The organism is Williamsia maris, assembly GCF_024171815.1.
In the GTDB taxonomy this organism is placed as follows: Bacteria; Actinomycetota; Actinomycetes; order Mycobacteriales; family Mycobacteriaceae; genus Williamsia_A; species Williamsia_A maris.
In genome coordinates this window covers 569,219-581,672 of record NZ_JAMTCJ010000002.1, presented here as the reverse complement: position 1 = coordinate 581,672, position 12,454 = coordinate 569,219, and the positions used below count along the sequence as shown (strand labels likewise).

At 66.8% G+C, this 12,454-nt stretch carries 14 protein-coding genes; 9 read left to right on the top strand and 5 right to left on the bottom strand.

Annotation, left to right across the window (positions count from 1 at the left end; all coding sequences use genetic code 11):
* Positions 1-76: 76 nt before the first annotated feature.
* Positions 77-1,600 carry a chromosomal replication initiator protein DnaA gene (dnaA, locus tag LX13_RS09730; RefSeq protein WP_253661800.1) on the bottom strand — a complete coding sequence of 508 codons (1,524 nt, stop codon included), beginning with the start codon at positions 1,598-1,600 and terminating at the stop codon, positions 77-79.
* Positions 1,601-2,104: 504 nt separating this feature from the next.
* On the opposite strand from dnaA, the gene rpmH reads away from it, so the two are divergent.
* The 9 genes from rpmH to LX13_RS09685 all read left to right on the top strand — a co-directional run bounded on the left by rpmH (position 2,105) and on the right by LX13_RS09685 (position 8,758).
* Positions 2,105-2,248, top strand: a complete 144-nt coding sequence (gene rpmH, locus LX13_RS09725; RefSeq protein ID WP_188487522.1) for a 50S ribosomal protein L34 — start codon at positions 2,105-2,107, stop codon at positions 2,246-2,248.
* 51 nt (positions 2,249-2,299) lie between these two features.
* Positions 2,300-2,695, top strand: coding sequence for a ribonuclease P protein component (rnpA, locus tag LX13_RS09720; RefSeq protein ID WP_253661134.1), 396 nt, complete (start codon positions 2,300-2,302; stop codon positions 2,693-2,695).
* Complete coding sequence (gene yidD / locus LX13_RS09715; RefSeq protein ID WP_253661133.1) at positions 2,692-3,033, top strand: membrane protein insertion efficiency factor YidD; 342 nt, start codon at positions 2,692-2,694, stop codon at positions 3,031-3,033. The genes rnpA and yidD overlap by 4 nt, the downstream gene beginning before the upstream one ends.
* Positions 3,034-3,037: 4 nt before the next feature.
* A complete protein-coding gene (gene yidC, locus LX13_RS09710) occupies positions 3,038-4,264 on the top strand; it encodes a membrane protein insertase YidC (RefSeq protein WP_253661132.1) in 1,227 nt (408 codons plus the stop codon).
* A 96-nt stretch (positions 4,265-4,360) separates the two neighbouring features.
* Entirely contained in the window at positions 4,361-4,969 is a 609-nt protein-coding gene (locus LX13_RS09705) for a Jag family protein (protein WP_253661131.1), read from the top strand.
* Between the two features lie 110 nt (positions 4,970-5,079).
* Complete coding sequence (gene rsmG / locus LX13_RS09700; protein WP_253661799.1) at positions 5,080-5,760, top strand: 16S rRNA (guanine(527)-N(7))-methyltransferase RsmG; 681 nt, start codon at positions 5,080-5,082, stop codon at positions 5,758-5,760.
* Positions 5,761-5,920: 160 nt separating this feature from the next.
* Complete coding sequence (locus LX13_RS09695; protein ID WP_253661130.1) at positions 5,921-6,865, top strand: ParA family protein; 945 nt, start codon at positions 5,921-5,923, stop codon at positions 6,863-6,865.
* Positions 6,862-7,866, top strand: a complete 1,005-nt coding sequence (locus LX13_RS09690) for a ParB/RepB/Spo0J family partition protein (protein ID WP_253661129.1) — start codon at positions 6,862-6,864, stop codon at positions 7,864-7,866. Before LX13_RS09695 ends, LX13_RS09690 begins: the two co-directional genes overlap by 4 nt.
* A gap of 160 nt (positions 7,867-8,026) precedes the next feature.
* Entirely contained in the window at positions 8,027-8,758 is a 732-nt protein-coding gene (locus LX13_RS09685) for a hypothetical protein (RefSeq protein WP_253661128.1), read from the top strand.
* Positions 8,759-8,762: 4 nt separating this feature from the next.
* On the opposite strand, the gene LX13_RS09680 is transcribed toward LX13_RS09685, so the two are convergent.
* From LX13_RS09680 to LX13_RS09665, 4 genes are all read right to left on the bottom strand, one after another.
* Positions 8,763-9,941: an N-acetylmuramoyl-L-alanine amidase gene (locus tag LX13_RS09680; protein WP_253661127.1), complete on the bottom strand. Its 1,179-nt coding sequence runs from the start codon at positions 9,939-9,941 to the stop codon at positions 8,763-8,765.
* Between the two features lie 220 nt (positions 9,942-10,161).
* On the bottom strand, positions 10,162-10,500 hold the full coding sequence (gene trxA / locus LX13_RS09675) for a thioredoxin (protein ID WP_253661126.1): 339 nt from the start codon (positions 10,498-10,500) through the stop codon (positions 10,162-10,164).
* A 53-nt stretch (positions 10,501-10,553) separates the two neighbouring features.
* Complete coding sequence (gene trxB / locus LX13_RS09670) at positions 10,554-11,543, bottom strand: thioredoxin-disulfide reductase (RefSeq protein WP_253661125.1); 990 nt, start codon at positions 11,541-11,543, stop codon at positions 10,554-10,556.
* A gap of 102 nt (positions 11,544-11,645) precedes the next feature.
* Positions 11,646-12,446, bottom strand: coding sequence for an RsmA family anti-sigma factor (locus LX13_RS09665; protein WP_253661124.1), 801 nt, complete (start codon positions 12,444-12,446; stop codon positions 11,646-11,648).
* Positions 12,447-12,454: the final 8 nt, after the last annotated feature.

The window sequence follows — 12,454 nt, the reverse complement described above, 5'->3', positions numbered from 1 at the left end:
GTCCGATTGCCCCTTCGAGGCCTCGATGTGAGGTCGAGAGAATGGCCGACACAGCGGCGGGTGCGGGGATCGGTGCTCAGCGACGGGCGCGCTGTTTGATGCGCGCAGTGAGTTCCTGGACATGGTCGTACACCTTGCGGCGCTCGGCCATCTCCTTGCGGATCTTCTTGTCGGCGTACATCACGGTGGTGTGGTCGCGGTCGAACGTCTCGCCGATCTTCGGTAGCGACAGATCGGTCAGTTCACGGCACAGGTACATCGAGATCTGACGGGCCTGCGCGATCGACCGGGTCTTGCCGGGCCCACGCAGCTCGTCGACACTGATCTCGAAGTACTCGGCGGTGATCGCCAGGATCGCCGGCGCGTTGATCTCCACGCTGCCGGAATCGGGCAGCAGGGCCTGCAGGACGATCTCGGCCAGGGCGAGGTTCAGTTCGGCGTTGTTCAGCGACGCGAACGCGGTGACCCGGATCAGCGCGCCCTCGAGCTCACGGATGTTGCGCTCGATCTTCGACGCGATGAGCTCGAGGACCTCGGCGGGTACCTGCAGGTTGTCCATCTGCGCCTTCTTGCGCAGGATCGCGATGCGGGTCTCCAGCTCAGGAGGCTGGACATCGGTGATCAGGCCCCACTCGAACCGTGTCCGGAGCCGGTCCTCGAGGGTCGCCAACTGCTTGGGCGGGCGGTCCGAGGACACCACGATCTGCTTGTTGGCGTTGTGCAGGGTGTTGAAGGTGTGGAAGAACTCCTCCTGGATGCCCTCTTTGCCCTCGAGGAACTGGATGTCGTCGACGAGCAGGACATCGACGTCGCGATACCGACGCTTGAAGGCCACGCGGCGATCGTCACGGAGAGAGTTGATGAAGTCGTTGGTGAACTCCTCGGTGGAGACGTACTTGACGCGCATCCCGGGGAACAACCGCTGGGCGTAGTGACCGGCCGCGTGCAGCAGGTGGGTCTTGCCGAGTCCGGACTCACCCCAGATGAACAACGGGTTGTAGGCACGGGCCGGCGCCTCGGAGATGGCGACCGCGGCGGCGTGCGCGAACCGGTTCGACGCCCCGATGACGAACGTGTCGAAGGTGTACTTCGGATTCAGGCTGCTCGGCTCACCCGGGGTGGACGCGTTGAAGTAGGTCGACCACTCTCCGTCGACCCTGCGGTGGTCGGGCGATCCGTGCGGTCCGCCGGCGTCGATACGACCGTTCTCGGAGTGGTACTCCGAGCTGTCGCGGCGGTCGGCGAAAGTGTCGGGAAGGGTGTCCAGGGAGGCCGCGACCTCGATGGCGGCGGGTGCGGCCGGCACTCCGACGGGCACATCGGGGGTCGGCGCGATCCGGACCCCGAGGTCGACCTCCATGCCGAGGTGACGGCTCAGGGAGGTACGGATGGGCTCACGCAGGGTGCGCTCGATTTGCTCCTGGACGAATGCGGTAGGCACGGCCAACAGCGCGAAGCCCTCGGCCAGGGTCAGCGGCTGGACCAGCGACAACCAGGCCTTTTGCTGACGTGTGAGCGTGTCGTCGGTTCCGGTGTCGGCACCGAGGTCGACGATGACCCGCTGCCAGATCTCACCGAACGTGTCGCGATCGGACCCCATCGACAACGCCCCTCCCGGCTGTGCGGCACCGCCGACATGCGCAACCGCGGTCGCCATCGTCGCGTACCGCAACGGGTTTGTCCACACGGTTATCCACAGTTGTGCACAGCTGCTTGAATACCGGCCATCGGGCAGTACCCGAGCCTGGAACCGGTCTGCGAAATCGACTCGGAACGGTGCCGTCGAACGCGTGCTCGTCAGAAGCTAACAGAGCCCGCGGCGGGTCTCAACAGATTCGGGCACACGATTTCGAACGAAAGTCGAGGACCGTCGTGTCGTCGGCGTGTCGCGGCGGATCGGATCCGCGCGGTGGAGGGTGCGTGCGCGGGTCGATCGCGGTTTGACCAGTGAACTTGCGATAAGTACTCTCGAACGGTCGCCGAGGTGTCGGTCGTCCATGTGCCGATGTGCGTGAGATCGACGAGCCGCGGCAAGCAAACCACCAGGTAATGGGTGTCTTGAGAGCGTAATGCTCCCGGTGCCCCGATAACGAGGAGTTCAGTCGTGGCCAAGGGAAAGCGGACCTACCAGCCCAACGTTCGTCGTCGTGCACGCGTGCACGGTTTCCGTCTCCGGATGCGTACGCGCGCCGGCCGGGCGATCGTCAACACCCGGCGCCGCAAGGGCCGCTCGAGCCTGACTGCCTGACCTCGACGGGAGACGCGGGCGTTCCCGCGTTCTTCCGCGGTCGTCGTCACAGTGCTCGCACGTCACCAGCGGATCAGCAGAGGATCCGAGTTCACCCGCACCCTGCGTCACGGTGTGCGGGTGCGTCGCACTGATCTGATGACCTACGTGCTGATCACTCCGACCGAATGGCCGGACAATCGTGACGTGCGGCTCGATGTCGTCGAGTTCGGTGGTCCCCGTGTCGGTCTGATCGTCAGCAAGGCCGTGGGTGACGCCGTGACCCGACATGCAGTGGCCCGTCGCCTCCGCGCTGCGGGAGCCTCCGCCCTCGTCGGCGTGGACACGGCCTCCACCGTGGTCATCCGAGCGCTGCCGTCCTCGGCGAATGTGTCGAGTGACGTTCTGGCGCAACAACTTTCTTCTGCTCTCGGTAAATCGGGGCTGCGCGCGACGGTGCCGTCATGAGTGTGACGGCCTTTCCGCGACGCGCCCTGGTCTTCCTGATCGAGCTGTATCGCACCTGGATCTCACCCACCCGACTCCCGTCCTGCCGGTTCGAGCCCACCTGTAGTGCCTACGCCGTCGAGGCGGTGACCCAGTGGGGTGCGGTCCGCGGCGGAGCGTTGTCGGTGGTGCGTCTGGCCAAGTGCGGCCCCTGGCACAAACCCGGGTACGACCCGGTGCCCGAGAGATCAGGGCACCATGGAGAGCGAACGGACGCCGCGGCCGCGGACGCCACACACCTACGCGTCCGGCGACGCGAGACAACAAGTGCGTCTGATGACGCAGTGAGGAGTACCTGACACCGTGCTCAACTTCATCTACTACCCGGTCTCGGGAATCATGTGGGTCTGGCAATGGGTGTTCAGCCACATCCTCCCCGACTCCCCCGGTGGCAGCGGTGTCGCGTGGGCACTGTCGGTGATCTTTCTCGTCTTCACACTCCGCGCGATCCTCTACAAGCCGTTCGTGAAGCAGATCCGCACCACGCGGCAGATGCAGGAGATCCAGCCGCAGCTGCAGGCGATCCGCAAGAAGTACGCCAAGGATCGCGTGAAGATGACCGAGGAGATGCAGAAGCTGCAGAAGGAGCACGGGTTCAACCCGCTCCTGGGCTGCCTGCCGATGCTCGCGCAGATCCCGGTGTTCATCGGTCTGTTCCACGTACTCCGGTCGTTCAACCGGATGGGTACCGGTTTCGGACAGCTCGGCATGACCGCGGCCGAGACCCGATCGACGGGCAACTACTTCTTCAGCGCGGACCAGGTGCAGAACTTTCTCGACGCGCGTCTGTTCGGTGTTCCGCTCTCGGCGGCCATCTCGCAGCCGAAGTCCGAGTGGGTGGCGTTCAGTGCCGACGGTGTCATCGACTTCACGCGCGCCCACATCATCTATCTGGTGATCCCGCTGGTGATCGTGTCCTCGATCGCCACTCACATGAACTCGCGTGCATCGGTGGCCCGACAGGGTGCCGCAGCTCTGGAGAACCCGCAGACCGCGATCATGAACAAGCTCGCGCTGTACGTCTTCCCCCTGGGCATCCTGGTGTCGGGTGCGTTCTTCCCCGTCGCGATCCTTCTCTACTGGGTGAGCAACAACCTGTGGACCTACGGCCAGCAGCACATCGTCTTCAATCGCATCGAGAAGGAAGACGAGGCGAAGAAGGCGGCCAAGCAGGAGAAGCTGAAGGCCAACGCGCCCAAGCCGGGTGCTCGTCCCGAGCGTGCCAAGAAGAAGGCCGGCTCGGATGGGTCCGCGAACGGCGGGGCGAACGGCACTTCGGCCAACGGCTCGGCGAACGGCTCGGCGAACGGCTCGACCCCGAATCTGACCAAGGGCTCCTCCCCCACCTCGGGCGAGATACCCGCGGTGAACGCGGAGACGAACGGTGGCGGCGCGCAGAACAAGGCGAAACAGACGGCGACGAAGCAGCCCGCTGCCAAGACGCCTCGCCCGGGACAGAAGCCATCGGGTGCGGGAGGTAGGACCGGCGCGGCCGGCTCCAACACCGCGCGCCGCAAGAAGCGACGCTGACCCACGCAGTCCTGCCCCGCTGACCGCGGGGCCACGGCACCGCCCTCGACGCGGTTGCCCCCTTCACGAACGAACACACGATCAAAGGTGATGAGAATGACCGCAGACACGAGCGACGTGGACGTCGCAGAGACCGACGAGACGACGGCCGAGCAGAACGAGGCAGTCGATCAGACCGACGTGGACACCACGACGCCCGACGCGGACGAGGCGCCGGAGTCCGATGACGCCGAGGGCGGCACGGATGATCGTCTGGTCGAGGAGGGCGAGGTCGCCGGTGACTACCTCGAGCAGCTCCTCGACGTCCTCGACTTCGACGGGGACATCGACCTCGACGTCGACGGCGACCGCGCGATCGTCAGCATCGACGGCGGATCGGATCTCGGCAAGCTCGTCGGCAAGAACGGAGAGGTGCTCGATGCTCTTCAGGAACTGACCCGCCTCGCCGTCCAGCAGACGACGGGTGATCGCAGCCGTTTGATGTTGGACGTCGCCCGCTGGCGTGCGGACCGCCGGGAGCGCCTGTCCATCCTCGGCGGCGAGGTCGCGCAGCGCGTCCTCGACAACGGTGGTCGCGAGGAGCTCGAGCCGATGACCCCCTTCGAGCGGAAGATCGTGCACGACGCGGTCGCCGCCGTGGACGGCGTCATCAGCGAGAGCGAGGGTGTCGAGCCCCGTCGGCGCGTGGTGGTCATCAAGCAGTAGCTCGACCACGAATCAGTTCGACGACAAAGTCCCGGTGACCCCGGGACTTTGTCGTATCCGGGGTGCGGTGCATCCCCGGTGGTGAATGCCAACCGTGTGATTAGGGGATGATGTTTCACGTGAAACCTGATGAGGAAATCGGCCAGAGCGAGGTCGCTGCCGCTGTCGCGGCGGTGTTCGGTGACGGCGCGCCAGTCGCCCGACAGTATCGCGAGATCCTGGCCGACGCCGGTGTCGAGCGTGGGTTGATCGGTCCACGAGAAGTGGACCGGCTGTGGGTCCGGCACATCCTGAACTGTGCCGTGATGGGTGAGTCGATCGCGGAGGGGTCGACCATCGTGGACATCGGGAGCGGAGCCGGACTCCCCGGTATCCCGTTGGCGCTCGCCCGGCCGGATCTGTCCATCACTCTCGTCGAGCCTCTCCTCCGTCGCCACACCTTTCTGACCGAGGTGGTCGAGCAGCTGTCGCTGCCCATCCGCGTGATTCGTGGACGCGCGGAGGAGAAGGCCGTACGGGCCGAGATCGGTCTGTCCGATGTCGTCACATCGCGGGCCGTCGCTCCCCTGGACCGGCTCGCACGATGGTCACTCCCCCTCATCCGACCCGACGGTGAACTGATCGCGATCAAGGGTTCGTCGGCTGCGGACGAGATCTCCACCCACAAGGCGGAGGTCGGCAAGCTCGGACTGACCGACCTGCGCGTGGAGTCGTGTGGGACCGATACTCTTGCGGTACCGACCACCATCATCCGCGGCAGACTTCGTAGTCCGTCGTCACGCCGCCGATGAGCGAGTGCGGAAGGTTCGGCTCAGCGAGGCGCAGTGGTGGGTCTCGTGGCGAGCATCGTCGAGGAAGTAGAGCGGCAATACATTGATGGGCAAGCGGGCGCGAAGGAGAATCGCTGTGGCGCAGGGTGCACCGGACAGTCCAGCTGGGAGCTCGGACGGCATGGTTTCACGTGAAACCTCCGACCCGGTTTCACGTGAAACAACGGCCAAGTACTTCGACACCCCGATCGCTGCGGCCGCTGAACGGGCCAGCCAGGTGCTGACGCCCGGCGGGGCCGGACAACTCCCCCGCCCCCGCGAACCCCGCATCATCACGGTCGCTAACCAGAAGGGCGGCGTCGGTAAGACCACGACGTCGGTCAACATCGCCGCTGCTCTCGCTCTGCACGGACTCGGTGTCCTCGTGATCGATCTGGACCCGCAGGGCAACGCGAGCACAGCGCTGGGCATCGACCACCGCGACCCCGACGTGAACTCGGTGTACGAGTTGCTACTGGGCGAGATCACCCTGGCGCAGGCGATGCAGCGGAGCCCGGCCCACGAGCGGTTGTTCTGTGTCCCCGCAACGCTGGATCTCGCGGGCGCCGAGATCGAACTGGTGTCGATGGTGGCGCGCGAGACGCGCCTGCGGAACGCACTCGATCTCGAGACCATCCGCGACAACGACATCGACTACGTGATCATCGACTGCCCGCCGTCGCTGGGCCTGTTGACGGTCAACGCGATGGTCGCCGCCCGTGAGGTGCTCATCCCCATCCAGTGCGAGTACTACGCACTCGAGGGTGTCGGGCAGTTGCTGTCCAACATCGAGCTGGTGCAGGCGCATCTGAACAAGCACCTGTGGGTGTCGACGGTTCTGCTGACGATGTACGACGGACGCACCAAACTTGCCGACCAGGTCGCCGACGAGGTCCGACGTCACTTCGGCGACAAGGTGCTGACGACCGTCATCCCCCGGAGCGTGAAGGTGTCCGAGGCGCCCGGCTTCGGCATGACGATCATCGAATACGACCCGGGTTCACGTGGAGCCATGAGTTATCTCGACGCCGGCCGTGAACTCGGCATGCGTGCCGAGCGCGCCGGACAGGAAGGGCAGAACCGATGACCCAGCGCAAAGGCGGACTCGGCCGCGGCCTCGCCGCCCTGATTCCGACCGGACCCGACGAGGGCCCGCGGTTGGGTAACGCCGCCGCCGATGTCGTTCTCGGTGAGGCGCGCACGACTCCGCGCCCCGCGCCCGACAACGTCACCGATGTTCCCGAGGAGTCGCTGACCGACGTCGGTGCGGTCTACCGCGAGATCCCGCCCCTGGAGATCCAGCCGAACCCGCAGCAGCCACGGACGGCGTTCGACGAGGAGGCACTCGCCGAACTGGTGCACTCGATCCGCGAGTTCGGGCTCATGCAGCCCATCGTGGTGCGTCGACTCCCCTCCCCCGTGGGCGACGTCCGCTACCAACTGGTCATGGGTGAGCGCCGGTGGCGCGCCAGCCAGGAAGCCGGCCTGACCGCGATCCCCACGATCGTCCGGGAGACGCCCGACGAGGACATGCTCCGCGATGCCCTCCTGGAGAACATCCACCGCGTCCAGCTCAACCCGCTGGAAGAGGCGGCGGCGTACCAGCAGTTGCTCGAGGAGTTCGGTGTCACGCACGACCAGTTGGCCGTGAAGCTCGGACGATCGCGCCCCGTCGTGACGAACATGATCCGGCTGCTGAAGCTCCCGATCGCGGTTCAACGGCGGGTGGCCGCCGGCGTGCTGTCGGCCGGGCACGCGCGGGCCATCCTCTCCCTCGAGGCCGGGAGCGACGCCCAGGAGGCACTCGCCGCGCGGATCGTCGCCGAGGGGATGTCGGTGCGGGCGACCGAGGAGGCCGTGACGCTGGCCAACCACGACGGTCCGGCAGGCGACCAATCACCGGCTCGCAAGCGCAAACCGATGCAGATGCCCGGACTCCGCGACGTCGCCGAGCGACTGTCGGACCGACTCGACACCCGCGTGACGGTGTCGATGGGCAAGCAAAAGGGCAAAATTGTCGTCGAGTTCGCCACCGTGCAAGACCTCGAACGTATCGTGGACCTCGTCGCGAAAAATGCTTCCGTTTAGCGCGATTTTTCACGAGGGACCGCTAGGGGGTGAAACGTCACTGTGACAGCAGAACGTCAGCGACGTACCATTTCCTTCGAGACAGGTTGTGCTCCAATGGATTTGCTGTTCACTACCGACTGCGCACCGCGGTCGGGTCCGAGCAGAGAACTCTGACGCCGTGGGAATCTCGATTCACCCCCTCCGGCTCGACGGATTCGACGCGTTGCCCCCCCACGTCCGACAGTGCATCTTCTGGGAGGTCGATCCGGCCGTCATCCCGGGAGCCGACAGCGGATACGTGATCGACAGCGAGTTCGACAAAGAGGCATGGGTCTCGATGGTCATGCTCGACTGGGGCAAGTGCGCTCAGGTCGCGGTGGAATCGACGACCGGCCGCGCGATCGGTACGGCCTTCTACGCACCGCCCGGACGTGTCCCCCGCGCCCGACTCTTCCCGACCTCGCCGGTCAGCGCCGACGCCGTGCTGTTGACGTCGCTACGCGTCGACGCCGGATTCGCGGGAACAGCCGAGATGCTGATCGACAGCGTCATCGGTGACCTGATCCAACGCGGCGTCCGTGCGGTCGAGGCGTTCGGCATCGTGCGCTCCGATGGCGGCACCGAACACCCGGCGACCGCTCGTCGCACGGCCGGCGGACGACCCGACCCGCAGGCGTCGCTGTGTCCGGGGTGCATGATCGACGCGCACTTCCTGAAGGACTCCGGCTTCGACCTCGTCGCATCGCATCCGCGGTTCCCACGGTTCCGGCTCGAGTTGGACGAGGGCCTCGGGTGGAAGTCTGCCGTCGAGAGTGCGCTGCAGGGACTGATCGTGATGGCGGCGATCGATGTGCCGGGCCGAGAGCGTGAGAGGGTGGCGACGCCGGTGGGGCGTCACCGCGACCGATGAAGGGTCAGCGAGCGATCTGCTCGGAGGCGAGCAGATCGGCGAACGTGTACGTGCCGGTCGGCTGGTCGTTCTCGCCGAGCAGGTAGAGGCGCTTCACGGCGACAAGGATCGCGTCGGCGATGACGTCGCGTGTCTGCGGGTCGGCCAGTGCGGCGGCGTCGCCGGGGTTGGTGATGTAGCCGACGTCGATCTGGGCGACCGGCATCTGTGTGAGTCGCAGGATGTCCCAGGTGCGCTCGTGGGTGCGGCAGTCCTTGAGGCCGGTCCGGGCGACGATCTCGCGCTGGATGAACCCGGACAGCGAGCGGCCGATGGTCGATGCCGATCCGTGGGCGTTGCCGAAGTAGAAGCTCGCGGTCCCGTTGGCGTTGGCGTTCTTGTAGCGGCCGCAGCGCAATGCGATGACCAGGTCGGCGCCGTAGCTGTTGGCGACGCGGGCGCGGTCGGCGTCATCGGGGTTGTCCGCGGCGGAACGGGACGGGAAGGTCTCCATGCCCGCTGCGGCCATTCGCCCCTCGACGAGTCGTGCGAGATCCCACAGGATGCGGGTCTCGAGGTCCGCGGTGGCGGCGTCGACGTAATCGTCGGGGATCCCGAAGCCGGGGTCGATGACGATGCGTTTGCCGGTGAGTCGAGGGCCTGAACTGCGCAGCCCCTCCTCCTCACGGATGGCGTGGGCGGATCCACCGGTGACGCGGGTACCCAGATGTTGCAGCGACCGCAACGTGCCGGGCCCGCAGATGCCGTCGGGGGTCATGCCGTACTCGCTCTGGTACGAGCACAGCGCGTTGTGGGTGACGGCGCCGAACTGGCCGTCGACGAGGCCGGTGTAGTACCCGAGGATGCCGAGGCGGGATTGCAGGGTGGCGACGTCGTCGCCGTGCATGGGGGCCGAGAGCCGGTAGGCCAGGATGCGTGCGCCGAGGCTGTAGGACGCCTCGCGCAGGACGCGGTACGTGGCGGGTCCGACGATGCCGTCGACGATCAGGCCGCGGTTCTGCTGGAATGCGCGCACCGCGTGATCGGTGGCCAGGTCGAACTCGGTCTCCGGCGCGGTCCATCCGTTGCCCGCGGGGGGCTCCGACGACGATGCGGACGAGTCGGCCAGCAGCCCTTGAGCAGCGAGGATGGCGCGAATCTCGGCGACGGCCGAGCCTCGGTCGCCCAGGCGGTACAACGGCATTGCACTGAGCCTTTCTCGCCATGCTGATCTGATCTGTTGCGGTCCGCGGGTGGTGCACACCCGTGGGCCGACACTGAAGTCTCTCAGGTCTGTGGCTCCGGAGCCAATATGAGCGACACGTCACCCACCGCAGGAGCGTCCGCGGCGGCGCGCCACCACGGACCCGGACACGACGACGCCGGGACTGTTCGTCCCGGCGTCGGCGACATGTTTCTCGGTGTCAGGCAGGCGTGCCGATGACGCCGTCGAGCTCGCGCAGGAGCGCGGCCTTGCCCTTGGCGCCGACGATCGTCTTCACGGGCTCACCGTTCTGGAACAGGATCATGGTCGGGATCGACATGATCTTGAAATCCCGTGCGACACCCGGGTTCTCGTCGACATCGAGCTTGGCGATGGTGAGCTTGTCACCATTGTCGGCCGCGATCTCCTCGAGGACGGGGGCGACCATCTTGCACGGGCCGCACCAGGTGGCCCAGAAGTCGACCAGAACCGGCTTGTCGGAGCCGAGCACCTCGGTCTTGAATGTGTCGTCGGTGACGACCACTGTGTTTGCACCCATTGTGTCCTCCTAGTGAGACGTGTGTGGAGTGAAGAAAATTGTGTCCGAAGCCCTCAGGCGAGGGATCCGACGGCCGCGTCGGCCTCGACGGGGAAGGCGGCGTCGGCGCGGTCGGCCAACCAGCGCTCGGCGTCGATGGACGCACTACATCCGGTACCGGCCGCGGTGATGGCCTGCCGGTAGCGATGGTCGACGAGGTCGCCGCACGCGAACACGCCGGGGATCGAGGTTGCAGTGGTCCGGCCCTCGACCTGCACGTATCCGTCCTCGTCGAGGTCGACCTGGCCGGCGACGAGCGCGCTGCGCGGGTCGTGACCGATCGCGACGAACATGCCGGTCACCTCGAGAACCCGGGTCTCGCCGGTGACGGTGTCGAGGAGGTCGATGCCGCTGACCGATCCCTCACCGCGCACACCGGTGACGGCGGCGTTGGTGACGAAACGGATCTTGTCGTTGGCCTTGGCCCTCTCGAGCATGATCTTCGACGCGCGGAACTCCTCGCGACGGTGCACGAGGGTGACCGAGCGCGCGAACTTGGTGAGGAAGGTCGCCTCCTCCATCGCGGAGTCACCACCGCCGATGACGGCGATGTCCTGGTCCTTGAAGAAGAAGCCGTCGCAGGTCGCGCACGCCGAGACGCCGCGTCCGAGCAGTTCGGCCTCGCCGGGGATGTCGAGGTAACGGGCGGCCGCGCCCATCGCGAGGATCACGGCGTGGCTGCGGTAGACATCGCCGGCCACCTCGACCTCTTTGATGTCGCCGGTCAACCGGAGTGCGTCGACGTCCTCCATGCGGAGGTCGGTGCCGAATCGCAGTGCCTGCTCACGCATCTCGTCCATCAGGGCGGGGCCCTGGATGCCGCTCTGGAAGCCGGGGAAATTCTCGACCTCGGTGGTGGTCATCAGTGCGCCGCCGAACTGGGTTCCCTCGAACACGACCGGCGCCAACTCGGCACGCGCTGCGTAGACCGCCGCGGTGTACCCGGCCGGGCCGGATCCGACGATGATCACGTCGTGGATCGTGCCGGTCCCTGAGTCGCTCATCTGTCCTCTTCTCACTGTCGATAGCCGGCTGGTTCAACACAAGGGTAAGTGGATCTGTTCCCCGTGGTCGGACGCGGCGGGTGTGCGGACCGTGTGAGGGGTTCACCCGGTGGGGCGGGGGGACCCCAGCGTGCGCCGCGAGATCGTCGCGGGGGTCCCGGAGTCGCATGACGACCCCACGACCAGGGCCTCGAACCGGCCCGCGACCCCGGTGGACAGCAGGACCACCACCGCTTGTCGACCGCCGATGGTCAGCGGTCCGCTGCCGACCACACCGGTGGTGGGCGCGACGTCGTTGGCGCTCAGGCAGCGCCGCAGCCGGTCGGGTCCGCTCTGACCGGTGAACGTGGCGTCGTCGCGTCCCAGCACCGACAGCAGCGCCCCGACCTGCACCTCCGCCGACTGTGCCGGGGTCGACATCGGCGCCGTGGTGTCGTCGGCGCGCTCGGTGTCACCCTGCGACGACATCGACGCGGTCAGGACCGCGACCACCAGCGTGACGACCGCGATGATCCCCGCAGCGATCGAGGCGATGACCATGCCGCGGCGGCGGCGGGCGTCCCGGTGTCGGTCGCGTGCGTCCTCGATCGACTCGACGGGGGGCACCGGCGTGTCCGGTGCGGTGGTGTCGGAGCGGATCGCGGCCAGGGTGGACTCGATCCTCGCGGCGACCGCGGGCGGCGGTGGTTCGGCGTCGACCGGGGCCGATGCCAGGTCCGACCGTGTCGCGTCGAGGGCGGCGATCACACCCATCGCATCCGGATCGGCGCGGACACGCGGCCACAGCTCCGCCGCGACCTCGTCGGGGAGGACGCCTGCGTGCAGGTCGGCGACCAGATCGACCGGGAACGGGGGGCCGGAGGGGACACTCGTCGGTCCGTCGGCGGATTGCCGGTCAGTCATCGATCGCC

Excerpts from the sequence above, each read along its gene's own strand:
- rsmG (WP_253661799.1), top strand. The coding sequence starts at position 5,080 with ATGTTTCACGTGAAACCTGATGAGGAAATCGGCCAGAGCGAGGTCGCT.
- trxA (WP_253661126.1), bottom strand. The coding sequence starts at position 10,500 with ATGGGTGCAAACACAGTGGTCGTCACCGACGACACATTCAAGACCGAG.
- LX13_RS09695 (WP_253661130.1), top strand. The coding sequence starts at position 5,921 with ATGGTTTCACGTGAAACCTCCGACCCGGTTTCACGTGAAACAACGGCC.
- LX13_RS09690 (WP_253661129.1), top strand. The coding sequence starts at position 6,862 with ATGACCCAGCGCAAAGGCGGACTCGGCCGCGGCCTCGCCGCCCTGATT.
- trxB (WP_253661125.1), bottom strand. The coding sequence starts at position 11,543 with ATGAGCGACTCAGGGACCGGCACGATCCACGACGTGATCATCGTCGGA.
- dnaA (WP_253661800.1), bottom strand. The coding sequence starts at position 1,600 with ATGGGGTCCGATCGCGACACGTTCGGTGAGATCTGGCAGCGGGTCATC.
- yidD (WP_253661133.1), top strand. The coding sequence starts at position 2,692 with ATGAGTGTGACGGCCTTTCCGCGACGCGCCCTGGTCTTCCTGATCGAG.
- LX13_RS09665 (WP_253661124.1), bottom strand. The coding sequence starts at position 12,446 with ATGACTGACCGGCAATCCGCCGACGGACCGACGAGTGTCCCCTCCGGC.
- LX13_RS09680 (WP_253661127.1), bottom strand. The coding sequence starts at position 9,941 with ATGCCGTTGTACCGCCTGGGCGACCGAGGCTCGGCCGTCGCCGAGATT.
- LX13_RS09705 (WP_253661131.1), top strand. The coding sequence starts at position 4,361 with ATGACCGCAGACACGAGCGACGTGGACGTCGCAGAGACCGACGAGACG.